The sequence below is a fragment of the Clostridium sp. CTA-6 genome (genome assembly GCF_054768115.1).
The window spans coordinates 20568-44520 of record NZ_BAAAAU010000017.1 but is presented as its reverse complement, the minus strand read 5'-3'; the positions used below and the strand labels follow the sequence as shown (position 1 = coordinate 44520).

The 23953-nt window shown below is 26.8% G+C and carries 26 protein-coding genes; 16 read left to right on the top strand and 10 right to left on the bottom strand.

Annotated elements, in window-relative coordinates; genetic code table 11:
- Positions 1-359 precede the first annotated feature (359 nt).
- The 7 genes from gyrA to dnaA all read right to left on the bottom strand — a co-directional run bounded on the left by gyrA (position 360) and on the right by dnaA (position 9235).
- Positions 360-2900, bottom strand: coding sequence for a DNA gyrase subunit A (gyrA, locus tag ACYUDJ_RS20600; protein WP_003488031.1), 2541 nt, complete (start codon positions 2898-2900; stop codon positions 360-362).
- Between the two features lie 25 nt (positions 2901-2925).
- Positions 2926-4839, bottom strand: a complete 1914-nt coding sequence (gene gyrB, locus ACYUDJ_RS20595; RefSeq protein ID WP_003488033.1) for a DNA topoisomerase (ATP-hydrolyzing) subunit B — start codon at positions 4837-4839, stop codon at positions 2926-2928.
- A 17-nt stretch (positions 4840-4856) separates the two neighbouring features.
- Positions 4857-5120, bottom strand: a complete 264-nt coding sequence (gene remB / locus ACYUDJ_RS20590) for an extracellular matrix regulator RemB (RefSeq protein ID WP_003359336.1) — start codon at positions 5118-5120, stop codon at positions 4857-4859.
- Positions 5121-5140: 20 nt separating this feature from the next.
- Complete coding sequence (gene recF / locus ACYUDJ_RS20585; RefSeq protein ID WP_003488036.1) at positions 5141-6235, bottom strand: DNA replication/repair protein RecF; 1095 nt, start codon at positions 6233-6235, stop codon at positions 5141-5143.
- Between the two features lie 68 nt (positions 6236-6303).
- A complete protein-coding gene (gene yaaA, locus ACYUDJ_RS20580; RefSeq protein ID WP_003488039.1) occupies positions 6304-6510 on the bottom strand; it encodes a S4 domain-containing protein YaaA in 207 nt (68 codons plus the stop codon).
- Between the two features lie 18 nt (positions 6511-6528).
- Positions 6529-7632 carry a DNA polymerase III subunit beta gene (gene dnaN / locus ACYUDJ_RS20575; protein ID WP_003488041.1) on the bottom strand — a complete coding sequence of 368 codons (1104 nt, stop codon included), beginning with the start codon at positions 7630-7632 and terminating at the stop codon, positions 6529-6531.
- A gap of 256 nt (positions 7633-7888) precedes the next feature.
- Positions 7889-9235, bottom strand: coding sequence for a chromosomal replication initiator protein DnaA (gene dnaA, locus ACYUDJ_RS20570; protein ID WP_003488043.1), 1347 nt, complete (start codon positions 9233-9235; stop codon positions 7889-7891).
- A gap of 554 nt (positions 9236-9789) precedes the next feature.
- Here dnaA and rpmH point away from each other — a divergent pair.
- From rpmH to ACYUDJ_RS20505, 13 genes are all read left to right on the top strand, one after another.
- Complete coding sequence (rpmH, locus tag ACYUDJ_RS20565; RefSeq protein WP_003359452.1) at positions 9790-9924, top strand: 50S ribosomal protein L34; 135 nt, start codon at positions 9790-9792, stop codon at positions 9922-9924.
- A 54-nt stretch (positions 9925-9978) separates the two neighbouring features.
- The gene (gene rnpA / locus ACYUDJ_RS20560; RefSeq protein ID WP_003488046.1) at positions 9979-10314 is read left to right on the top strand and encodes a ribonuclease P protein component; all 336 of its coding nucleotides are present in this window, start codon (positions 9979-9981) and stop codon (positions 10312-10314) included.
- Entirely contained in the window at positions 10311-10520 is a 210-nt protein-coding gene (gene yidD, locus ACYUDJ_RS20555; protein WP_042385993.1) for a membrane protein insertion efficiency factor YidD, read from the top strand. Before rnpA ends, yidD begins: the two co-directional genes overlap by 4 nt.
- Before the next feature lie 25 nt (positions 10521-10545).
- A complete protein-coding gene (locus tag ACYUDJ_RS20550) occupies positions 10546-11199 on the top strand; it encodes a membrane protein insertase YidC (protein WP_003488047.1) in 654 nt (217 codons plus the stop codon).
- Between the two features lie 17 nt (positions 11200-11216).
- Positions 11217-11843 carry an RNA-binding cell elongation regulator Jag/EloR gene (gene jag, locus ACYUDJ_RS20545; RefSeq protein ID WP_042385997.1) on the top strand — a complete coding sequence of 209 codons (627 nt, stop codon included), beginning with the start codon at positions 11217-11219 and terminating at the stop codon, positions 11841-11843.
- A gap of 47 nt (positions 11844-11890) precedes the next feature.
- A complete protein-coding gene (gene mnmE / locus ACYUDJ_RS20540; RefSeq protein ID WP_043032644.1) occupies positions 11891-13276 on the top strand; it encodes a tRNA uridine-5-carboxymethylaminomethyl(34) synthesis GTPase MnmE in 1386 nt (461 codons plus the stop codon).
- Between the two features lie 8 nt (positions 13277-13284).
- Entirely contained in the window at positions 13285-15162 is a 1878-nt protein-coding gene (gene mnmG / locus ACYUDJ_RS20535; protein ID WP_045517086.1) for a tRNA uridine-5-carboxymethylaminomethyl(34) synthesis enzyme MnmG, read from the top strand.
- A 23-nt stretch (positions 15163-15185) separates the two neighbouring features.
- Positions 15186-15905, top strand: coding sequence for a 16S rRNA (guanine(527)-N(7))-methyltransferase RsmG (gene rsmG / locus ACYUDJ_RS20530; RefSeq protein ID WP_003488057.1), 720 nt, complete (start codon positions 15186-15188; stop codon positions 15903-15905).
- Between the two features lie 99 nt (positions 15906-16004).
- A complete protein-coding gene (gene noc / locus ACYUDJ_RS20525) occupies positions 16005-16784 on the top strand; it encodes a nucleoid occlusion protein (protein ID WP_003488058.1) in 780 nt (259 codons plus the stop codon).
- A 122-nt stretch (positions 16785-16906) separates the two neighbouring features.
- Positions 16907-17671 (top strand): ParA family protein, encoded by a 765-nt coding sequence (locus tag ACYUDJ_RS20520; protein WP_003488060.1) that lies wholly within the window; start codon positions 16907-16909, stop codon positions 17669-17671.
- Between the two features lie 15 nt (positions 17672-17686).
- On the top strand, positions 17687-18535 hold the full coding sequence (locus ACYUDJ_RS20515; protein WP_003488062.1) for a ParB/RepB/Spo0J family partition protein: 849 nt from the start codon (positions 17687-17689) through the stop codon (positions 18533-18535).
- 37 nt (positions 18536-18572) lie between these two features.
- Positions 18573-19082, top strand: coding sequence for a DUF4446 family protein (locus ACYUDJ_RS20510; protein WP_003488064.1), 510 nt, complete (start codon positions 18573-18575; stop codon positions 19080-19082).
- Positions 19083-19134: 52 nt separating this feature from the next.
- Positions 19135-19380 carry a YkuS family protein gene (locus ACYUDJ_RS20505; protein WP_003488065.1) on the top strand — a complete coding sequence of 82 codons (246 nt, stop codon included), beginning with the start codon at positions 19135-19137 and terminating at the stop codon, positions 19378-19380.
- A gap of 1 nt (position 19381) precedes the next feature.
- Here the strand turns inward: ACYUDJ_RS20505 and yyaC are convergent, their stop codons facing one another.
- The 3 genes from yyaC to ACYUDJ_RS20490 are packed head-to-tail and all read right to left on the bottom strand — an operon-like array spanning position 19382 to position 22244.
- On the bottom strand, positions 19382-19963 hold the full coding sequence (gene yyaC, locus ACYUDJ_RS20500) for a spore protease YyaC (RefSeq protein ID WP_003488067.1): 582 nt from the start codon (positions 19961-19963) through the stop codon (positions 19382-19384).
- Between the two features lie 57 nt (positions 19964-20020).
- The gene (gene ytvI / locus ACYUDJ_RS20495; RefSeq protein WP_003488069.1) at positions 20021-21076 is read right to left on the bottom strand and encodes a sporulation integral membrane protein YtvI; all 1056 of its coding nucleotides are present in this window, start codon (positions 21074-21076) and stop codon (positions 20021-20023) included.
- Between the two features lie 13 nt (positions 21077-21089).
- Positions 21090-22244 carry an aminotransferase class V-fold PLP-dependent enzyme gene (locus ACYUDJ_RS20490; RefSeq protein WP_003488070.1) on the bottom strand — a complete coding sequence of 385 codons (1155 nt, stop codon included), beginning with the start codon at positions 22242-22244 and terminating at the stop codon, positions 21090-21092.
- Between the two features lie 190 nt (positions 22245-22434).
- Here ACYUDJ_RS20490 and ACYUDJ_RS20485 point away from each other — a divergent pair, with 190 nt between their 5' ends.
- From ACYUDJ_RS20485 to ACYUDJ_RS20475, 3 genes are read left to right on the top strand one after another with little or no spacing between them, the layout of a single operon-like run.
- Complete coding sequence (locus ACYUDJ_RS20485) at positions 22435-22680, top strand: DUF3343 domain-containing protein (protein WP_003495576.1); 246 nt, start codon at positions 22435-22437, stop codon at positions 22678-22680.
- Positions 22681-22686: 6 nt separating this feature from the next.
- A complete protein-coding gene (locus tag ACYUDJ_RS20480; protein ID WP_043032642.1) occupies positions 22687-23556 on the top strand; it encodes a mechanosensitive ion channel family protein in 870 nt (289 codons plus the stop codon).
- Positions 23557-23571: 15 nt separating this feature from the next.
- Positions 23572-23769, top strand: a complete 198-nt coding sequence (locus ACYUDJ_RS20475) for a DUF951 domain-containing protein (RefSeq protein WP_003397342.1) — start codon at positions 23572-23574, stop codon at positions 23767-23769.
- Positions 23770-23953 lie beyond the last annotated feature (184 nt).

The following is a 23953-nucleotide window of genomic DNA, read 5'->3' as shown; positions in this document are numbered from 1 at the left end:
TACTGGCTGTTACAAGAATGTTTCTTGTTAATTCTCTGTTTAATTTTCAAAGACCACATCGCCTCAGCGACTTTTATATCTTATCAAATTTGTTGTTCTTTGTCAAGAACTTTTTTCAAATTTGTTTTTGAAAGTTTTTGTTACTTTCAAGCCCTTGTCTTAAGGACGAGATTTATTGTATCAAAATTTAATATTATATTTATACTATAAAATCTCATTTAATTAAAATATAATAATATTGCTTCTGTTTTTATCTTTTTTTTTAATATTTCTTATATTGATACGTCTGGAAAAGTTGTTTTTTATAATTAAAATTTATAATAAGAAAAATCAGCATTTATGCTGATTTTTCTTATTATTTATTCTTCATTTAGATTTTCTTCATTTAGATTTTCTTCATTTAGATTTTCTTCATTTAGATTTTCTTCATTTAGATTTTCTTCATTTAGATTTTCTTCATTTAAAATTTCTTCTTCTATTATGTCTTCACTCTTTATTTTAGCTATAGCTACTATTTTTTCTTCTTCACTAGTTCTCATTAGTTTTACACCCATAGCATTTCTACTAGTTTTAGATATTTCTGAAACATTTATTCTTATTGCAACATCACCACTATTTACAAGCATAAGTTCATCATCTTCTTTTACAAACCTTGCTCCAACTATAGGTCCTGTTTTATCTGTTATTTTATAAGTTATAACACCTTTTCCACCTCTTCTATGAATAGGATATTCTTCTATATCTGTTCTTTTTCCAAATCCATTTTCACTTATTGATAGTAGTGCTTCATCTTCTAACACTACCTCCATAGATACAGCTTTATCATCCTCTCTTAATGTTATACCCTTAACTCCTGTTGCAACTCTTCCCATAGGCCTTACATCTTCTTCATTAAATCTTATGCAGTACCCATTTTGTGTGACTATTATTATTTCATTATTTCCTTTAGTCATTTTTACATCTATTAGTTCATCATCTTCTCTTAAATTTATGGCATTTAATCCACCTTTTCTTATAGAAGAATATTTCTTTATTTCTGTCTTTTTAATTATTCCATTTCTAGTACACATTACAAAATGTTTCATATCATCTATATCTTTTAATCCTATTACTGTTTGTATTTTTTCATTATTTTCTATAGGTATAAGATTTATTATATTTGTACCTTTAGCTGTTCTTCCTGCTTCTGGTATTTCATAAGCTTTAAGTTTATATACCTTACCCCTATTTGTAAAGAATAATATAGTACTATGAGTAGATGTTACAAACATATTTTCTATAAAATCATCCTGTTTTGTAGATGTAGCTTGAATACCCTTTCCTCCTCTTTTTTGTGAAGAGTATGTATCCATATCTAATCTTTTTATGTATCCACCATGAGTTAAAGTTATTATTACCTTTTTATCTTCAATTAAGTCCTCTATATCTATATCATGCTCACCTTTTACTATTTCTGTTTTTCTTTCATCACCATATTTATTTTTTATCTCTATTAATTCTTCTTTTATTATACTTAGTACTAATTCTTCTTTATCTAATATTTCTCTAAAATAACTTATCTTTTCCATAAGTTCTTTATATTCTTCTTCTATTTTTTCTCTTTCTAAACCTGTAAGCCTTTGTAACTTCATATCCAATATAGCTTGAGCTTGTTTTTCTGAAAGATTAAAATTATTCATTAATCCCTCTTTAGCTTCAGCTGTATTTTTAGATGCTCTTATAAGCTTTATAACTTCATCAATATGATCTAAGGCTATTCTTAAGCCTTCTAATATATGAGCCCTTGCTAATGCTTTATCTAAGTCAAATCTAGTTCTTCTTCTTATTACTTCCTTTTGGAATTCCACATAATTAACTAATATTTCTTTTAAGTTTAAAACTTGGGGTTGGTTATTAACTAACGCTAACATAATTATTCCAAAGGTATCTTGAAGTTTTGTATGCTTATATAATTGGTTTAAAACTATATTAGGATTTGCATCTCTTTTTAGTTCTATAACAATTCTCATACCTTGTCTGTCTGATTCATCTCTTATATCTGAGATCCCATTTATTTTTTTATCCTTTACAAGGTTAGCCATATTTTCTATAAGCTTAGACTTATTAACTTGGTATGGTATTTCTGTAACTATTATTCTATTTTTACCTTTTTCTTCTTCAATCTCAGCTTTAGCTCTAATTATAACTTTTCCTCTACCCGTTTCATAGGCTTCCCTTATTCCTCTTGTACCGACGATTAATCCAGAAGTAGGGAAATCTGGTCCCTTTATTTTAGTCATTAAATCAAGTATATTTACATCTTCATTTTCTATTAGCATTATTATTCCATCTATAACCTCTGTTAAATTATGAGGTGGAATATTAGTAGCCATACCTACTGCTATACCTGCAGAACCATTAACTAAAAGATTAGGAAATCTTGATGGTAATACAGATGGTTCTTCTTCTTCACCATCAAAGTTAGGAATAAAATCAACTGTATTTTTATTTATATCTTTTATAAGTTCCATGGATATTTTGCTCATCTTAGCTTCTGTATATCTCATTGCCGCTGCTCCATCGCCATCTACAGAACCAAAATTTCCATGTCCATCTACTAATGTATACCTTATTGAGAAATCTTGAGCCATTCTTACCAAAGCTTCATAAACTGCTGTATCACCATGAGGATGATACTTACCTAGTACATCCCCTACAATTCTCGCACATTTTCTATAACCTTTTTCTGGAGCTAATCCTAATCCCTGCATTGAATATATTATTCTTCTATGTACTGGCTTTAACCCATCCCTTACATCTGGTAATGCACGGCCAGCTATTACACTCATGGCATAGTCTATATAACATTTCTTCATTTCTTTACTTACATCTACAGGCAAAATCTTTCCTTCGTTTAGCATGATTACACCTCTTTACAATCTTATCTTATATATCCAAGTTAACTACTTTATCAGCATTATTTTCTATAAAGTCCCTTCTTGGTTCTACTTTTGTTCCCATAAGTATAGTAAATATTTCATCTGCTGCCATAGCGTCCTCTATTGTTACCTGTAATAAAGTTCTATGTTCTGGGTTCATAGTAGTTTCCCAAAGTTGTTCTGGATCCATTTCTCCAAGACCTTTATATCTTTGAATATTAGTATTAGTATCTTTTCCACCTAATTCTAATAATGCCTCATCCAATTCTTTATCTGAATAAACATAAAGTTCCTTTTTAGCCTTATATATTCTATAAAGTGGTGGTTGAGCTATATAAACATGACCTTCCTCTACTAATTCTTTCATGTATCTATAAAAGAATGTTAAAAGTAAAGTTCTTATATGGGCTCCATCTACGTCAGCATCTGTCATTATAATTATTCTATTATATCTTATTTTCTCAAGATTAAATTCTTTTCCTATACCCGCTCCAAATGCGGTTATCATAGCACGTATTTCATCTGAAGCTAATATCTTATCCAATCTTTGCTTTTCTACATTCATTATTTTACCCTTTAAAGGTAATATAGCTTGAAACTCTCTATTTCTTCCTTGTTTAGCAGATCCTCCTGCGGAGTCTCCTTCGACTAAATAAATTTCACATAATGATGGATCCTTTGAAGAACAATCTGCTAATTTTCCAGGAAGAGAAGTACTTTCTAAAACAGATTTTCTTCTAGTAAGTTCCCTAGCCCTTTTTGCAGCTTCTCTAGCTCTTGAGGCTGACAAGCCTTTTTCAATTATTATTTTACCTACATTAGGGTTTTCCTCTAAGAATGAGCCTATGCTTTCTCCTACTATTGTATCTACAATTCCTCTTACTTCACTATTTCCTAACTTTGTCTTTGTCTGTCCTTCAAATTGAGGATCTGTTAATTTTACTGAAATAACTGCTGTTAGACCTTCCCTAACATCGTCTCCTGATAAATTTTTATCTGTATCCTTTAAGTAATTAAATTTTCTAGCATAGTCATTTATAGCTCTTGTTAAAGCTGATTTAAATCCAGCTAAATGAGTTCCACCTTCTATTGTGTCTATATTGTTAGCAAAGGAAAAAATGTTTTCTGCATAACCATCGTTATATTGCATAGCAATCTCAACTATACATCCATCTTTATTTTTATCAACATATATAGGTTGTTGATGTAATTTTTCCTTATTTCTGTTTAAATAAAGTACAAAAGATCTCAATCCACCCTCATAGTGGAACATTTCTTGTTTATCATATCTTTCATCTGTTAATGAAATTTTTATACCCTTATTTAAGAAAGCTAACTCCCTAAGTCTTTGAGCTAAGGTGTCATATTCAAATTCTAGTTCATCAAATATTTCAACATCTGGCTTAAAGTATATTTTTGTACCATGATCTTCCGTATCTCCTACTATATCTAATCCTGTTTTTGGTATGCCTCTTTCATATTTTTGAAGCCATATATGTCCATCTCTTCTTACTTCTACATTACAATGTTCTGATAGAGCATTAACAACAGAAGCTCCAACACCATGAAGACCACCAGAAACCTTATATCCTCCACCACCAAATTTTCCACCTGCATGTAATATAGTCATTATTACTTCAACAGCAGGTTTTTTTACCTTTGAATGCATACCAACTGGCATTCCACGTCCATCATCTACAACAGTTATAGAATTATCTTTATGTATAAAAACTTCTATATGTGTACAAAAGCCAGCAAGTGCTTCATCTATACTATTATCAACTATTTCATAAACCAAATGATGAAGTCCCCTTAAACTAGTGCTTCCAATATACATTCCTGGTCTTTTTCTAACAGCTTCTAAACCTTCTAACACTTGAATTTGGCTTTCATCATAAACTTGTTTATTTTCTTGTGACATGCTTATCCTCCTAACTTTTATAGCTCATTATACAAAACTTTTGTTCTTTTAGTTAGTGTAGCTGAAGATATAGGAGACAAATATATTTTACTCTTTTTATCTACTTCAGCTATAACAAAAGATTTTGGTTTTTCTTTAGTTATTCTTTCAACAAATCCATCCTCTTCAGCTAATCTTAAAAATTGTATAGTATCTGAACTATACATAGAAGTTTCCATGTCGAATATTCCTATAACATCTTTTATTGGTACTACTACATTTTCTCCTAAGTGAAGAAACATAAATTAATCTCCTTTCAGCTTTAAACTCTTTTTATTTTACCATTGTTAACCAAATATAATTGAGATTGTTTCTTATCTAAATATTTGTCTATCTCTTCTATGCCAGTACAAGTTATTATTGTTTGTATTTTATCAATAGAATTCAATACAAATCGCTGTCTGTTTGAATCTAATTCAGATAGTACATCATCTAATAAAAGCACAGGATATTCCCCTATTATGTTTTTTATTATTTCCAATGATGCAAACTTTAAAGTTAATACAGCTGTTCTTTGCTGTCCTTGTGATCCAAAAATTCTGGTATCTATATTGTTTATACTTACTTCAAAATCATCTCTATGAGGACCAATAGAAGTTGAATTTCTCTCAAGATCTTTCTTTCGATTTTTCTTAAGAGCTATTAATAATTCTTTTTCTGCATTATCAAAATCTTTTATATTAGTTAAATATCTAAAGTTTATGTCTTCTAAATCATTGGTTATCTTCTTATGTATATTTTTGCCAATAATATTTAATTTATCCAAATACTTATTTCTCTCTTTAATTATAAAAGCTCCATATTTAGAAAGTTGCTCATCATAAATATCAATTATATCATTAATTTTGTTATTCCAATTTTTTAAAGCTGTATTTCTTTCAGATAAAATTTTATTATATTGGACTAAATCATGATAATAAACATTATTTATTTTACATAATTCTATATCTAGAAATTTCCTTCTGTTCCCAGGGGAATCCTTAATTATTCTTAAGTCTTCTGGCGAAAACATAACAACATTTAAGTTCCCCATTAGTTCAGATATTTTTTTTATTTTTATTTTATTTACAGTTATAGCTTTTTTACCATTTTTAAATATATTTATATCTATAGTTTTATCTAATCTTTCCCTGGATACATATGTCCTTAAGTATGTATTATTTTTATCCCATTTTATAAGATCTTTATCTTTATTTGTTCTATGAGACTTTCCTATACTTGAATAATATATACTTTCTAGTATATTAGTTTTCCCTTGAGCATTATTACCTACAAAAATATTTGTATTTGGACTTAATTCTAAATACATATCATCATAATTTCTAAAATTTATTAAGTGCACATTTTTTATATACATTCTAAACACCTAAATTAATTATACCATAATATTTTTTACTAACAATTATTTAAAATTTATATAAAATTTTAAATAATTTTATATGTTTCATTATTAAACTCTATTAAGTCGCCTATTTTAAGTTTTCTACCTCTTCTTTTTTCTATTTCTCCATTAACTTTAACTTCTCCGTTTTGTATAAAAAATTTAGCCTCTGAACCTAAAGTTGTTGCCCCTGACCATTTTAAGAAAGAATCTAATTTTATTATTTCTGAATTAATTTTTATTTCAACCATCTTTAATACCTCTTTTAATTAATTATTGTTTAACCTTACTGGTAAAACTAGATAAGTACAATTGTTTATTTCTGTATTTTTTATAATACAAGGACTTACACTACTTGAAAATTCTAATACAACCTCATTATCTTCCATAGTTTTCAACACATCTAAAAGATATTTTGAATTAAATGCAATTTGCAAATCTTCTCCTTGCAATACAACTTTTAATTCTTCTCGAACCATTCCTAATTGAGAATTTGATGTTATTACAATTTTATCATCTGAGAAATCAAATTTAACTAAATTAGTGTTTCCTTCTTTAGCCATAAGAGAGGCTCTTTCTATAGAATTTAAAAGCTCTGATCTTTTAGCTATTATTTTTAAGTTAAATTCTTCAGGTATTATAGACTTATAGCTAATAAATTCTCCTTCTAATAATCTTGAAATTATTTTTGTTTCTCCTATACTAAATAAAATATGATTAGGAGTAAATGTAATATTAACATTTTCATTATCTTCTTCTAAAATTTTTGAAACTTCATTTAATGTTTTCCCTGGAATAACAGCATTTATCGTATTATCATTATCAACAACTTCGCTTCTTAAAGCTAACCTATAACCATCTAAAGCTACTAAATTTAGCATTTTGTCTTTTATTTGAAATAAAACACCTGTAAGAATAGGTCTTGTTTCATCTTGAGCTGTAGCAAATATAGTTCCTTTAATCATATTTTTTAATTTACTTTCACCTATGGAAAATATCATATTTTCATTGATAATAGGTGGATTAGGGAATTCATCTGGATTCATATATATTAGATTAAATCTAGAATTTTGACATATTATTTCTATAGAATTATCTTCTAATGTATTTATTTCTATTAGATCATTAGGTAATTTTCTTATTATTTCACCAAAAAGTCTAGCATCTAAAACTATAGTTCCCTCTTCTAAAATATTAGCTTTTACTTTTGTTTCAATACTAAGATCCATATCAGAACCAGTTAAGACCAATTCATTTTTATTAGCTCTAATAAGTATTCCAGATAATATAGGTAAAGTTGATTTTCCAGTTACTGCTTTTTGAACTATAGATATACCTTCTAGTAAAATGTTTTTTTGACAAGTTATTTTCATAAAATTAGCCTCCTTTATTAACAATTCCTATTGTTAGAATAGAAATAGATAATATAATAAAATAGTAGTAGTAGTAGTAGGGCTTGTTGATATGTTAATAAGTCTTACAAAGCTTAAAATATCAACATTTTTCATAACAAAATAATTGTGGATAAGTTAACATTAAAATTAAGTGCTTATCCACAGGAAATATGTTTAATTTATATTTAGTACATTATCAACAAATAAATAAGATATTATTATAAACATTTGTATATTATTTTTGATTAATTCGTTTATTTAATTCCTTTATTGCATTTTGAAGACTTTCGTCTTTTTTTAAGTTATTAGATATCTTTTCATAGGCATGAATAACTGTAGTATGATCACGTCCGCCAAATTCTTCACCAATTTTAGGTAATGACATGTCCGTTAGTTTTCTAGAAAGGTACATGGCTATTTGACGCGGAAAAGCAATATTTCTTGTTCTTCTAGCTGATTTTAGATCTTCTATTTTTAGATTATAATAGTTTGCTACAACTTCTTGAATAATATCTATAGTGACTTGCCTTGTTTGCTTACTTGAGATTATATCTTTCAGTGCTTCAGAAGCTAAATCTACACTTATTTCTTTATTAGTAAGTGATGAAAAGGCTACTATTCTTATTAAAGCTCCTTCTAATTCACGAATATTTGATTTAATTTTTGTAGCTATATATACCATTACTTCATTAGGAATATTTAATTTTTCTACATCAGCTTTTTTCTTTAAAATGGCCATCCTGGTTTCAAAATCAGGTGCTTGAATATCAGCTATAAGTCCCCATTCAAATCTAGATCTTAATCTATCTTCTAAAGTAGGTATTTCTTTTGGGGGACGGTCACTTGATATAATTATTTGTTTGTTAGCTTCATACAGGGCATTAAAAGTATGGAAAAATTCCTCTTGAGTTCTTTCTTTTCCAGCAATAAATTGAATATCATCAACTAATAAAATATCTATATTTCTATATTTATTTCTAAATTCTACATTTTTATCATCTTTTATAGAATTAATTAATTCATTTGTAAATTTCTCAGAAGATACATAAACTACTTGAGATTTAGGATTGTTATTCAATATATAATGACCGATAGCATGCATTAAGTGAGTTTTACCAAGACCAACTCCACCATATATAAATAAAGGATTATATGCTTTAGCAGGTGATTCTGCTACTGCTAAAGATGCTGCATGAGCGAATCTATTACTATTTCCTATTACAAACGAATCAAAAGTATATTTAGGATTTAACATAGTAGACATTTCATCATTTACAACTATATTAGATTTTTCGTTATTATGATTTTTTTGATTTTCTTCTATTTTTTCTTCAGTAGTTACAATAAAATCTATATTATATTTTTTTGAGGTAAGTAATTTTAGCGCATTAACTATAAGATCTTTGTACCTACTTTCAAGAATTCCTTTTGTAAAATCATTTGGTACAGCTAGTTTCAATGAATTATTTTCAAGAGAAATAGGGTTAATACTTTTAATCCATGTATTAAAACTTACTTCTGTAAGTTCACCTTTTATAATATTTATTGCCTTTTCCCAGGTTTCTGTAAGGTGGGTATTCATAATTTAATCCTCCAGTCTTGATAGAAACTTAGAATGTTCACATATAGTAAACAAAATATAAACAACTTTATATACATTATTTATATTAACTTGACAATTGTTGAAAAAAATATTCACATGTTTATAATTATGGTTATATAAAAATAGTAAAATTAATTATTAACATAAGAAAATAAAAAAAAATTAACACTAATGAATAAGCCATAATCCGTATAAATACTAATACTAATAGATATTAGTATAAAAAAATAAAACAAAGTGAACAAGTTATGCACAAAGTTATCAACAGCTGTGGATAAGTTATATGTATTAAAAGTTATCAACAGTCCTTTAATAATAATATCAAAACCTATATAGGTATTCAAGAAGTTATCCACAAAAAAATAAAAACTAAGTATATTGCTTTACTTTTCTTGACATTATAAGACTACAAATATATAATTTAATAGTGAAACTTTAAATTAGGAGTATAATGTATGCAAATAAGGATAACATCTTTAATATAAAAAAGGATGTTAATTATTTATAAGATCTCAAAAGGAGGTGCTGTGAAAATGTTTATGACATATCAACCAAAAAAGAGACAAAGAAAAAAAGAACATGGTTTTAGAAAAAGAATGAAGACTTCATCAGGAAGAAATATTCTTAGAAAAAGAAGACAAAAAGGAAGAAAAAGATTGACAGCATAAGGGCCGCATTAGTGGCCTTTTTCTGCAGATGCAGAAAAAAGGAGAATATAATCTATGAAAGAAAATAAAATAAGAAAGAATAAAGAATTTAGACATGTATATAGAAGAGGCAAGTCTTATTCTAATAGGCTTTTAGTATTATACATATGTAAAAATAGGTGTAATATAAATAGATTAGGTGTATCTGTCAGTAAAAAAGTTGGGAAAAGTGTAATTAGAAATAGAGTAAAAAGATTAATAAAAGAAAGCTATAGATTGAATTTAGATGAAAACATGAAAAAAGGTTATGATTTAGTTTTTATAGCTAGAAATAGTTCTAATGATAAGGATTATAAGGATATAGAAAATGCATTAATAAATTTATTAAAAAAGGCAGGCATATATAATTGAAAAATTTATTAATATGTATTATTAAGATATATAGGAAATATGTATCTCCTTTAAAGAGGCCTAGTTGTAGGTTTTATCCTACTTGTTCTCAATATTCAATGGAAGCTATAGAAAAATATGGTGCATTAAAAGGCACATTAATTTCAATAAAGAGAATAATAAGATGCCATCCTTTTAATAAAGGTGGTTATGATCCGCTAAAATAAATGCAAAATCAGGAGGTTTAAAAATTTGAAATATTTAAATAATGCTTTTGTACAGTTTTTTGCATTTATACATGCAGCTGTATCAAATGTAATTAGCAATCCTAACTTTTCTTATGGTATAGCTATAATTTTAGTTACATTAATAATAAGACTATTAATACTTCCTTTAAACATAAAGCAAACAAAATCTTCACTTAGAATGAATGAACTACAACCAGAAATAAAGAAATTACAAGCAAAATATAAAAATGATCCTCAAAGATTAAATCAAAAAACTATGGAACTTTATAAAGAAAAAGGAGTAAATCCTTTAGGAGGATGCTTACCTTTATTAATACAATGGCCAATATTTATAGCATTGTATTATGTTTTTAATACTTTAACTGGTATAAATGGTGTAAGTTTTTTATGGGTAAAAGATTTAGCTAAGCCAGATGTAGTTTTAGCAGTGCTTTCAGGTGCAACTACATATTTTTCTGGAACATTAATGGCATCTGGAGATAGTTCACAGGCTGGACAGATGAAGTCAATGAATATAGGTATGTCTATTTTTATGATAGTAATAAGTTGGAAGTTAAAATCAGCCCTAGTATTATACTGGGTTATAAATAACTTAATTCAAATAATACAAACAGTTATAATGAAAAAAATGGAGCTAAGAGGTAAAGCTGAAGCCTAGGGGGTGTGACTTGGGGCATGAAAGTTATTGAAATGACTGGGAAAACCATAGAAGAAGCCATTAATCATGGATTAAAGGAGTTAAATACTTCAAAAGATAAGGTAGAAATAAAAGTTATTGATGAAGGAAGCAAGGGATTTCTTAATTTTATAGGTACAAGACCTGCAAGAATAGAAATGAAGTTAAAAAAAGATTATGAAAAAGAAGTTAGAGATTTTTTAGAATCTATATTAAAAAGTATGAATGTAGAAGCTAATATAAATATAAAGGAAAAGAAAGATGTAATAAAAATAGATTTATCAGGATCAGACATGGGTATAATCATAGGGTATAGAGGCGAAACTTTAGATTCTCTACAATATCTAGTTAGTCTTGTAATTAATAAAGATCAAAGTTGCGATTATAAAAGAGTTATACTAGATACAGAAAACTATAGAGATAAAAGGGAAGAAACATTAAAAAAACTAGCAAGAAGATTAGGCCATAAAGTAAGAGAAACTGGCAGACCAGTTAAGTTAGAACCTATGAATCCTTATGAAAGAAGAATAATACATTCAGAACTCCAAAATAATAACTATGTTGAAACCTATAGTGAAGGTGAAGAGCCTTTTAGAAAAGTTGTAATAAATTTAAGGAAAGCCTAAAGGCTTTCTTTTTATATTATTTGTAATTTGTAAAAAGAGGTGATTTTATGAAAGAATTTGATACTATAGCCGCTGTAGCAACACCACTAGGAGAAGGTGGTATATCTATTATAAGAATATCAGGAGATAAATCATTAGATATAGTAAGTAGTATATTTAGAGGTAAAAATGATAGATTATTAGATGATATAAAACCTTATTCTATGAGATATGGTTTTATAATTGAAAAAGAAAGTAAAGAAATAATAGATGAAGTCTTGGTAAGCTATATGAAAGGACCTAGAAGTTTCACTGCTGAAGATACTTTAGAAATTAATTGTCATGGTGGTGTAATACCAACAAAAAAAATATTAAAAGAATTAATTAAATCTGGAGCAAGGCTTGCAGAGCCAGGAGAATTTACTAAAAGGGCTTTTTTAAATGGAAGAATAGATTTAAGTCAAGCAGAGGCTGTTATAGATATAATAAGATCTAAAACAGATCTTTCTATGAAATCTGCATTAAAGCAGGCTGAAGGAACTCTTTCAAAGGAAATTAATTCTATTAGAAATAAAATGATTAAAATTATAGCACATATAGAAGCTACTGTAGATTATCCTGAAGATGATTTAGAGGAAATAACAGGTCAAAAAATTAAAGTAGATTTAAAAGAAATAATAAATAAAATAGATAATTTGATAAGTGCATCAGAAGAAGGTAAAATATTAAGAGAAGGGTTAAATACTGTAATAGTTGGAAAACCTAATGTAGGAAAATCTTCTTTGTTAAATGCATTAATTAATGAAAATAAAGCTATAGTTACAGAAATACCAGGTACTACAAGAGATGTTATAGAAGAATATATAAATATTGATGGAATACCTATAAAAATAGTAGATACAGCAGGAATAAGAGAAACAGAAGATGTAGTAGAAAAAATTGGTGTAGAAAAATCAAAGGAAAAGATAGCTGAAGCTGATTTAGTTATATTTATGTTAGATTTAAGCAGAAAAATAGATGAAGAAGACATAGAAATAATGGATTTTATAAAAAATAAAAAGTATATAGTTTTATTAAATAAATCAGATTTAAATAAAGATTTAAATGAAGAAAATCATTTTATAAAAGGATTAGATTCTAAATATATAATAAGAACATCAGTTAAAAACAATTCGGGATTGAATGAATTAAAAGAATGTATAAAAGATCTTTTCTTTAGTGGAGAAATAAAATCTGATGAAATTATAGTTACAAATGCTAGGCATCAGGAAGCCTTAATAAGATCTAAAGAATCTTGTATTCAAGCTATAGAAACTTTATCAGATGAAATATCAATAGATTTAGCATCTATAGATATTAGAAATGCATGGAAATATCTTGGAGAAATTACTGGTGATACGTTAGATGAGAACATTATAGATAAAATATTTTCTGAATTTTGTTTAGGAAAGTAGGGAGTTATATGAAATATTTAGCTGGAGATTTTGATGTAGTAGTTATTGGCGCAGGTCATGCGGGATGCGAAGCAGCATTAGCTTCTGCAAGAATGGGATGTAAAACATTAATATGTACTATGAACTTAGATAGTATTGCTCTTATGGCTTGCAATCCTAATATAGGTGGAACAGCAAAAGGACATTTAGTAAGAGAAATAGATGCTTTAGGTGGTGAAATGGGAATAAATATAGACCATACATTTATACAATCTAGAATGCTTAACACTTCTAAGGGACCAGCAGTGCATTCTTTAAGAGCCCAAGCAGATAAAAAAAGATATAGTGAAAGAATGAAACATTTGCTAGAAAAAGAAAAAAATGTTATTTTAAGGCAACTAGAAGTTATACAAATAGATGTAGAGGATAATAAAGTTAAAGGTATTTTAACTAAAAATGGAGCATATTTTACTACAAAAGCTATAATATTATGTACTGGAACTTATTTAAAGGGTAAAATAATAATAGGAGATATAATATATAGTAGTGGACCAAGTGGTTTATATCCTGCTAACGATTTATCTCAAAGTTTATTAGATTTAGGAATAAATCTTAGAAGATTTAAAACAGGAACTCCTGCAAGAATAAATAAAAGATCAGTAGATTTTTCTAAAATGATAGAACAACCAGGAGATGAAAAAATAGTTCCTTTTTCATTTATACATGATAAACTAGATAAAGATCAGATTTCTTGTTATTTAACTTATACCTCTGAACAAACTCATAAAATAATACATGAAAATATACATAGATCTCCATTATATAATGGATCAATAGAAGGGGTAGGACCAAGATACTGCCCATCTATTGAAGATAAGATTGTTAGATTTCCAGATAAAGATAAACATCAAATATTTATAGAGCCAGAAGGTGAAAATACAGAAGAATTATATGTTGGTGGTATGTCTAGTTCATTACCAGAAGATGTTCAAATAAAAATGTATAGAAGTGTACCAGGTTTAGAAAATGCGGAAATACTAAGAACTGCTTATGCTATAGAATATGATTGTATTGATCCTCAACAACTAGATTTAACCTTAGAATTCAAAAATATAAATGGATTATATGGGGCAGGTCAATTTAATGGAAGTTCAGGTTATGAAGAAGCTGCAGCACAGGGACTTGTAGCTGGAATTAATTCTGTATTAAAAATAAAAGGAGAAGATCCATTAATTTTAAAAAGATCAGATGCTTATATAGGTGTACTTATAGATGATTTAGTAACAAAGGGTACAAATGAGCCTTATAGAATGATGACATCAAGAGCAGAATATAGATTACTCTTAAGGCAGGATAATGCGGATTTAAGATTAACAGAGTTAGGCTATAAAATTGGACTTGTAAAAGAGGATAGATATGATAAATTCCTAAATAGGAAAAAGAATGTAGAAAGTGAAGTAGAAAGATTAAAAAATGTACAAATAACAGGAAAAAGAGAAATAAATGAGTTTTTATTAGAGAAAGGGTCTACTGAACTAAAAAAACCTATTAGTTTATATGAATTAATAAAAAGACCAGAATTAGACTATTTTAAAGTTGAACCTTTAGATGATAAAAGACCAGATTTAAGTGATGATGAAAAAGAAGAAATAAATATAATTGCAAAATATGAGGGATATATAAACAAACAGTTAGAACAAGTTGAGCAATTTAAGAAGTATGAAGATAGATTAATACCTAAAAGTATAAATTATCCAGATGTAAAAGGGTTGAGATTAGAGGCTATTCAAAAATTAGAAAAAATAAAACCTATAAATATAGGTCAGGCTTCTAGAATTTCAGGTGTATCCCCAGCAGATATATCAGTATTACTTATATATATGGAAAGAAAAAACAGAGAAAACTAAAAAATCCTTTTGGAGGTTTTTAAATGGAATTTTTCAACATACTACAATCAGCATGCAATGATGTTAATTTAGACTTTAATGATAAAAAATATAATCAGTTTATAAGTTATAAAAATTTAATACAGGAATGGAATAAAAAAATAAATTTAACAGCTATTGTTAAGGATGAGGAAATAATAAAAAAACATTTTATAGATTGTATAAAAATATTTAAAGCTTCCCCAATGGCAGAGGCTAAAAGTTTAATAGATATAGGTACAGGGGCAGGATTTCCAGGCATCCCCATAAAAATATTAAAAGAAGATATAGAAATAACTTTATTGGACTCTCTACAAAAGAGAATAAATTTTTTAAATATTGTAATAGGAGAGCTACAATTAAAAAATATACAATGTTTACATGGAAGAGCAGAAGATTATGCACAGGAAATTCAACATAGACAAAGATATGATATAGCAGTTTCCCGAGCAGTAGCAAATTTAGCAGTTTTAAGTGAATTTTGTATTCCTTTTGTAAGAAAAGGTGGATATTTTGTAGCCATGAAGGGTCCTTCTGTAGAAGAAGAAATAACATCAGCTACAAAATCCATAGAAATTTTAGGTGGAAAGATAGAGGATATAATAAAAATAGATATTGAAGATACAGATCTAAAACATAATTTAGTAATTATAAAAAAAGTAAAAGAAACTGCAAAAAAGTATCCTAGAAAGCCTAGTATTATTAAAAAAAATCCTCTAAAATAAATGTAATAATTTGCAACTAAAAAAATAATAAAAAAAAGAGGAAAATTACATTTAAAGAAGAAATGTAAATAATAGGAAGAGAATAAGAGGGATGGTAGTATGCAAAAAAATATTAATTATATTTCCACTGATAAAATTATTCCCAATTTATATCAACCTAGAAAATATTTTAATGAGGAAAGTATAGAAGAACTAGCACAGTCAATAAAAGTGTATGGTATAATTCAGCCTTTATCTGTGAGAAAGATAAAAGATGGTGAATATGAATTGGTTGCTGGAGAGAGAAGATTAAGAGCAGCTAAAAAGTTGGGGTTAAATGAAGTCCCAGCGGTTATTATAGATGTTACAGATAAGGACTCTGCAGCAATAGCCTTGTTAGAAAATTTGCAAAGAGAAGATTTAAATTGTTTTGAAGAAGCAGAAGCTTATCATAATTTAATACAAGAACATTTTTATACTCAAGATAAATTATCAGAAATAATTGGGAAAAAGCAATCTACTATAGCAAATAAAATGAGATTATTAAAATTATCTAAGGAAGTTAGAGAAAAAATATTAGAAAATAATTTAACAGAAAGGCATGGTAGAGCTCTGTTAAAAATTATGGATAAAGATAAACAACTAAAAATATTATCCATTGTTATAGAAAAAAAATTAAATGTTAAAAAAACAGAAGAACTAATAGAAAAAGAATTATGTCAAGAAAGTAATAAAGATTTAGCTTCTGATGGTAAAAAAAGAATAAAAGGAATTTTTTCTCCAGTAGTTTATGTTAATACAGTAAAGCAAGTTTTTGATAAATATGGTGTTAAGGCAAACTATAGATCTAAGGATTTGGAGGATAAAATACAAATAACAATAACCATACCTAAGAAATAGTAGATGTTTCACGTGAAACATCTACTTTTTATTAAATTTTAATAAAGTATATGTAAAAGACTTTCATTATTTTACTTTAAATTATATAATTAAATGTAGAATATTAATTAGGTGGTGAGGAATTGAAAGTAATATCTATTTTTAATCAAAAGGGTGGTGTAGGAAAGACTACAACCAGTATAAATTTATGTTCATGTCTAGCCATGAATGGATATAAAATATTAAACATAGACATAGATCCTCAAGGAAATACCACTAGCGGAATGGGATTAGATAAAAATAGCTTAGAACTCTCAGTGTATGATGTTTTAACATCTGATGAAATATCAATAAGGGAAGTCATAAAACAAAGTGAACTTATAAGCAATTTTTATATTTTACCATCAACTATGTCTTTAGCTGGTGCTGAAATAGAATTGATAAATAAATTGGATAGAGAAAGAATTCTTTTGGAAAAATTAAAAGAAATAGAGAATGATTTTGACTATGTATTTATTGATTGTCCACCTTCGTTAGGTTTGTTAACAATTAATGCACTTGCAGCGTCTGATAGTGTTTTAATTCCTATACAATGCGAATTCTATTCATTAGAAGGAGTAGGGCAATTAGTTAATACTATTGAGTTAGTACAAAAATCCCTTAATTCTAATTTAGAAGTTGAAGGTGTAATACTGTCTATGTATGATATCAGGACTAGATTATGCAATGAAGTTGCAGAGGAAGTAAAAAAATATTTTAATGATAAAGTATATAAGACCACAATTCCTAGAAATGTAAGATTGGCAGAAGCTCCTAGTTTTGGGTTGCCTATAATATTATATGATTCAAAATGTAAGGGGGCAGAAGCATACAATAATTTAAGTAAGGAATTTATAGAAAAACAATAAAAGGAGGATATAAGGTTGAATAAAAAATCAGCATTAGGAAAGGGATTAGGTGCATTAATTCCTGAAAAATCCCAAGAAAATAAAGATAGTATAAATACTATATCTATAAATTTAATAAAGCCTAATAATGAACAACCGAGAAAAAACTTTGATGAAGAAAAAATAGGATATTTAGCACAATCCATAAAAGAGCACGGCATTATTCAACCTTTAGTTTTAAAAAAAGAAGGTAACTTATACACTATAGTAGCAGGAGAAAGAAGATGGAGAGCTGCTAAGTTAGTGGGTATAAAAAAAATACCTGCTGTGGTTATGGATTTAGATGATAGAAGTGTACTAGAAATATCTTTAATAGAAAATATACAAAGACAAGATTTAAATTGTATAGAAGAAGCCCAAGCTTATAAAAATTTAATTCAGGAATTTAAAATAACTCAAGATATTTTAAGTATAAGAATAGGTAAATCTAGAGCAGCTATTGCTAATTGTATGAGATTATTAGCATTAGATAAAAGAGTTCAACAATATTTAATTGATGGCGTTATAACAGAAGGGCATGGAAGAGCATTATTAGCTTTGAAGGAGAATGAATTACAATATAAATTATCACAAACAATAATTGATGAAAATTTAAGTGTTAGGGAAACAGAACGAATAATAAAGAATATATATAAAGAAAAAAAGAATAACAATAATATAAAAGATAATGAGATTTCACCTTATTATAAAGATATAAAGAGTAAATTAGAAAGCTTATTTGATACAAAAGTTAATTTGCAAAATAATAAAAACAAAGGCAAAATAGAAATAGAATATTATTCGGAGGATGATTTACAAAGAATATTAGATATACTAAAATTATAAAATGTTTCACGTGAAACATTGACGGAGGAGATAAGTTATGACAAATGTAATAGAATTTATAAATGTAAATTCTGCTTTTATAATTATGGGATTAACAGCAATAATGATTTTATTATTTATAATTCTTATAATTACTATGATTTCTTTAAAAAAACTAAAGGAAAAATATAAAAAATTTATGAGGGGTAGTAATAATAGAAATGTTGAAGAATTAATAAATGATTATTTAGATAAGGTAGATAAAGCAAAAGAAGAAACTGAATATGTAAAAGAAATATATAGTACTATAGATAAGAGAGTTAAAGCATGTATACAAAAGGTGGCTATAGTTAGATATAGAGCCTTTGATGATGTAGGAAGTGATTTAAGTTATTCAATAGCATTTTTAGATAATGATAATAGTGGAGTTATACTAACAAGTATATTTGGACGAAATGAAAGTACTACTTATGCTAAACCTATAGATAAAGGTATATCAAGATATGACTTATCAGATGAAGAAAAACAAGTATTAGAAAATTGTATAAATAATGTTACTGAAAATTAGAATAAAACCTCCCTTTATGAAAAATAATATTTCATAGAGGGAGGTTTTTATAATGAATATTTTTGTGTCAGATACATTACAAAATTTAAAGAATGACCTAGAAGAGAGAGGCTATAGTACTTATAATAATAATAACTATGATGTAATTATATGTGATTTAAAAGGGGATATGTTAATAGATAAATATTTAAATAATAATAAAAGAAATACAGATATATTAATTATAGATAGTGCTGGTAAAACTATAGAGGAAATAGAAAATATATTAAACATTAGAATAAATGATTGTATAATTTAAATTAAATATTTTCTATATTAAAGCTATTTTTTTTGCTCCCTAAAGTTTTTATAATAGAATGATATATACCTTTTGAAATGTAATTAGCTAAATTCATAACAGTGTATAGTCTAGTGTTTTGTAATACCATAAATTCCATAGCTCCAGAAATATTTACCACTCCGTTAATACTTAGATCTCCAATAGCAGGCAGGTCTTTATTAACTGCTGATCCAGGATAAAGGGGTTTACTATCTACTATTATTTTACCTATATTTTGTATACTTCCTAAACAGGCATCTATAGCTATTATGTACGGATTTTTGTACTTAGAATTTATAATAGAAATAGTTTCCTTTAAATTTTTAGCATGTACTGGATTTTCTAAATTACCAAATAAACTAACTCTACCTCTAATTAAAAATTTAAGTTTTTCTCCAACTAGAGGGCCTAAAGAGTCCCCAGTAGACCTATCAGTTCCAATGCATACTATAACTATTTCTCTATTTGCTTTAAATGCGTAGTATAATTCAGTACATAAAATATCTCTTAAAGTAGAAATATCATCGGGTATAGAAGTGTCTATAATAGTTTTACTTATCATAAAAAAACCTCCTGTTAGGGATTATATCCACTAAAGGAGGTTTTATACATTTTGTTATTATAATAATTCAACTTTTCGCAATATATTATAAAATATTACGAAGAATAAACAAAAGAACATACCAGATATGCCATTTGCTTTTAAACCTATAAATATTGCGGCTAAAACAGAAACAGGATGTAAACCTAATGAAGAAGATAAAAGTTTTGGTTCTAGAATTTGTCTTATTATGGATACAGCCACATAGGATATTAATAAGCCAATTCCAACAACATAATTTTTATAAACTAGGATGTGTATTAGAGCTAATGGCACATAAATGCTTCCTATACCTAGTATTGGTAGAAAATCTGCTATAGCTGCTATAATACTAAACATAATTGAATATTTAATATTAAAAATAAAGAAAACTATTAAAGTTTCAAAAAATGTTATTCCAATCAGTGTTAAGTAGGATAAAATATAGCCACTTAGCATTTTTTTACTTTCTAGATATATCTGAGGAAACTTAGATGAATGTTCATTAAATATAATTTTAGAAATTTTATTATCATGTTTAGTAATATCTTTAGTAAAAAAATAAGTTGATAATAAAGTAAATAATATCAGCATTAATATATAAGGGATTGAAGTTAATAATCCAATAAAAGAAGAAACTATTCTACTTGTAATAAATACAATTATGTTAGAAATTTTTGAAAATGAATTCCCAATAGTTTTTTCTATTGAATCAATTATAGATGGTGGTAAATTCAAATAATACCTATATATATTATCAACATAATTACTTATTTGGTCCTCATGAGAATATAAATAAGTTTGAGTATTTTTACCAAAGTCTATAACTTCATGAACTAATGAATTTATTCCCCAGAATAATAAAGTTATTATTATAGAAAAAAATATTAATGTAACTATAAAAGAAGCTAACGAGTTTTTTATTTTTAGTTTTTTTATTAAATAATTAGCAGGTTTTTTTAAGGCTAATGCAAATAAAAAAGCTAAAACAAAAGGTAGAGTATAGGGCAAGGTTTTAAAAAATATTAAAAAAGAAATAGTATATATTATAAAAAATAATATTAGGTTATCTAATTTTTCTACAAATTTATTCATTTTATTTTACAAATCACATCCTACTAAGTATACTATTTAAAGCGTATAGAGCGTAATTAATATCTTTAATATCATTAAATGCACCAAAGCTGAATCTTAGTGTACCTTGAGGGAATGAGCCTATAGTTTTATGTGCTAAAGGTGCACAATGAAGACCTGTTCTTACCATTATGCCAAACTCGCTATCTAATAAAAATCCTAGTTCAGAATTATCAATTTTTGATGAATTAATAGATATTGTTGCAGTTCTTAAGGAGGCATCTAAAGGACCATAAACTTTAATAGAGTTTATATTTAATAAGCCATTTATAAATTCTCTAGAGAGATATTCTTCTCTTTCTTTTATAGTATTTAACCCCTCTTCATTTATGTATTCAATACCAGCTAAAAGTCCAGCAATTCCAGGAGTATTCATAGTACCACTTTCAAATTTATCAGGAAGAAAATCTGGTTGCAATGTACTTTCAGATAAACTACCTGTACCACCTTCTATAAAGTTAGTAGCAATATTATTTAATTTATCATCAATTATGAAGCCGCCTATGCCTTGAGGCCCAAGTAAAGCTTTGTGTCCCGTAAAAGCTAATGCGTTACAGTTTAAATTTTGAAAATCTAGAGGTAGAACACCAGCAGTTTGAGCAGAATCTATGATAAAATAAATTCCTTTTTCTTTACATATCTTACCTATAGTTTCTAAAGGTTGTATTGTTCCAACAATGTTTGATGCATGAGATAGTACAACTAATTTTGTGTTATCTTTTATTGCATTTTTAAAATCTTCAATATTTATTAAGCCTTCTTCTGAACAATTCAATATATCTAGTTTAATTTTATTTGATTTTTCTAATGAAACTAAAGGTCTAATTACAGAGTTATGATCCATTGCAGAAGTTATTACATGCCAGCCATCCTCTACAATAGATTTTATTAATATATTTAATGATGCTGTAATATTAGATGTAAATACTACATTTTCTATTTTATTAAAATTAAATAGATTTATTAAAGACTGTCTACATTTGTAAACCATTCTATCTCCTGTAAGAGCATTTTCATATCCACCCCTACCAGGACTGGCACCAACATTTTTCATATAGTTTAATATAGAAGAATAAACTTTCTCTGGTTTTGGATAAGTAGTAGCGGCATTATCTAAATAAATTTTCATTTAAAAACCTCCTATTGAATAATATATCCAAATAAATATTAAATATTTGTTAATAATATTTAAAATTACATTAATTATGAAAATATTTATATATAATTATAAACTAAAGTTATATAATTGTATATGTTGCAATAAAGTTTTATAATTATATTGTAAAATGAATAAGAATAAATGGATAGGTGATAAATTTATGAAAAATTATGTAATAACATTTGAAAATACTCATACAGCAATGGATGGGGAAAGTGTTTTAAAAGAAAAAGGAATAAAACTTATTATAATTCCTACACCAACATATATAACTAAAAGTTGTGGTATAAGCATAAGAATCGATGAACAAGATTATGAAAATGTAAAAAAAGTAATAGAAAGCAAAGAAATAAATATTAAAAATGTATATTTAAAGGAGGGTAAAGACTACCAGTTAGTCATGTAATATTTTATGAAATCATCATTTAACTTTGATTTTGATTTATCAAAAGGCGGAATAAAAATAGGAAACTTACCTATAGAGGCAGATTCTATATATTATTTTATATCAGTAGTTATTAAAATAGCAATTATATGTGTAACAATGTACTTATCTATAAAGATAGGTAATAAAATAATAAATAGATTTGTAAAAAAACAAAGCAATTTGAAATTTTCATTAGATGATAAAAAAGCTACAACTGTAGGAACTATATTAAATAGTATATTAAGATATACAGTTTATTTTGTAGGTATCTTCGCTATAATAGAAATTTTATTTGGAAGAATAGGTTCTATATTTGCAGGACTTGGTGGTGCAGCTATAGGTTTAGGAGCTAAAGATCTTATAAAGGATGTAATAAGTGGATTTTTTATATTATTTGAAGATCAATTTTCAGTAGGCGATTATATAACTGTAGAAGATAAATCTGGGATAGTTGATACCATAGAACTTAGAGTAACTAAATTAAAAGATTTTAATGGAGATCTTCATATAATACCTAATGGTTTAATAAATAAAGTAACTAATCATGCTAAAAATAATATAAGATTTAAGATAGAAATTAATGTAGCTTATGAAGTAGATATAGAGGAAGCAATAAATACAATTAATAAGGTATGTTTAGAGTATGCAAAAGAAAGAAAAGACATAGTAGTAGAACAACCAGCAGTATATGGAATAACTTCATTGGACAACAATGGAATAAGTATAGTTGTATATGGAAGAACAACTCCAATGAATCAATGGACTGCAGAAATTGAATTGAGAAAAAGAATATTAATAGAATTAAAAAACGAAAATATAGAAATACCTTATAATAAATTTCAAATTATAAAATAGAAGGAGAGATTAATTATGACTAAGACCTTTGATTTAGGAGACATAGTAGAAATGAAGAAATCTCATCCTTGCGGTAGTAATAGGTGGGAAATAATAAGAATGGGTGCAGATATAAAAATAAAATGTTTAGGCTGCAGTAGAATAATAATGATACCAAGAAGCACCTTCGAAAAAAGATTAAAAAATGTATTAGAACATAAACAAAAAGATTAATTTAATATTAGTTTTTTTAATTAGCTATTGATAGAGTAATATCAATAGTTTTTTTTATGTATAAATAGGAATCTATAATTTTTATTTATATATATTTTTTTGTCTATAAATATTATAAATAACTGTAGAAAAATATATATGTTATCATAAAAATGGTGCTAAGAATAAATTAATTAGGAAATAT

Excerpts from the sequence above, each read along its gene's own strand:
- remB (WP_003359336.1), bottom strand. The coding sequence starts at position 5,120 with ATGTTTCTTCACTTAGGAGAAAATGTAGTAGTACCAATAAAAGATGTT.
- gyrA (WP_003488031.1), bottom strand. The coding sequence starts at position 2,900 with ATGCTAAACGAAGGAAAGATTTTGCCTGTAGATGTAAGTAAAGAAATG.
- gyrB (WP_003488033.1), bottom strand. The coding sequence starts at position 4,839 with ATGTCACAAGAAAATAAACAAGTTTATGATGAAAGCCAAATTCAAGTG.
- rpmH (WP_003359452.1), top strand. The coding sequence starts at position 9,790 with ATGTTTATGACATATCAACCAAAAAAGAGACAAAGAAAAAAAGAACAT.
- ACYUDJ_RS20485 (WP_003495576.1), top strand. The coding sequence starts at position 22,435 with ATGAAAAATTATGTAATAACATTTGAAAATACTCATACAGCAATGGAT.
- yaaA (WP_003488039.1), bottom strand. The coding sequence starts at position 6,510 with ATGGTTGAAATAAAAATTAATTCAGAAATAATAAAATTAGATTCTTTC.
- dnaA (WP_003488043.1), bottom strand. The coding sequence starts at position 9,235 with ATGAATACCCACCTTACAGAAACCTGGGAAAAGGCAATAAATATTATA.
- ACYUDJ_RS20480 (WP_043032642.1), top strand. The coding sequence starts at position 22,687 with ATGAAATCATCATTTAACTTTGATTTTGATTTATCAAAAGGCGGAATA.
- mnmG (WP_045517086.1), top strand. The coding sequence starts at position 13,285 with ATGAAATATTTAGCTGGAGATTTTGATGTAGTAGTTATTGGCGCAGGT.
- ACYUDJ_RS20490 (WP_003488070.1), bottom strand. The coding sequence starts at position 22,244 with ATGAAAATTTATTTAGATAATGCCGCTACTACTTATCCAAAACCAGAG.
- jag (WP_042385997.1), top strand. The coding sequence starts at position 11,217 with ATGAAAGTTATTGAAATGACTGGGAAAACCATAGAAGAAGCCATTAAT.
- recF (WP_003488036.1), bottom strand. The coding sequence starts at position 6,235 with ATGTATATAAAAAATGTGCACTTAATAAATTTTAGAAATTATGATGAT.
- noc (WP_003488058.1), top strand. The coding sequence starts at position 16,005 with ATGCAAAAAAATATTAATTATATTTCCACTGATAAAATTATTCCCAAT.
- ytvI (WP_003488069.1), bottom strand. The coding sequence starts at position 21,076 with ATGAATAAATTTGTAGAAAAATTAGATAACCTAATATTATTTTTTATA.
- ACYUDJ_RS20510 (WP_003488064.1), top strand. The coding sequence starts at position 18,573 with ATGACAAATGTAATAGAATTTATAAATGTAAATTCTGCTTTTATAATT.
- rnpA (WP_003488046.1), top strand. The coding sequence starts at position 9,979 with ATGAAAGAAAATAAAATAAGAAAGAATAAAGAATTTAGACATGTATAT.
- rsmG (WP_003488057.1), top strand. The coding sequence starts at position 15,186 with ATGGAATTTTTCAACATACTACAATCAGCATGCAATGATGTTAATTTA.
- ACYUDJ_RS20475 (WP_003397342.1), top strand. The coding sequence starts at position 23,572 with ATGACTAAGACCTTTGATTTAGGAGACATAGTAGAAATGAAGAAATCT.
- yyaC (WP_003488067.1), bottom strand. The coding sequence starts at position 19,963 with ATGATAAGTAAAACTATTATAGACACTTCTATACCCGATGATATTTCT.
- ACYUDJ_RS20505 (WP_003488065.1), top strand. The coding sequence starts at position 19,135 with ATGAATATTTTTGTGTCAGATACATTACAAAATTTAAAGAATGACCTA.
- dnaN (WP_003488041.1), bottom strand. The coding sequence starts at position 7,632 with ATGAAAATAACTTGTCAAAAAAACATTTTACTAGAAGGTATATCTATA.
- mnmE (WP_043032644.1), top strand. The coding sequence starts at position 11,891 with ATGAAAGAATTTGATACTATAGCCGCTGTAGCAACACCACTAGGAGAA.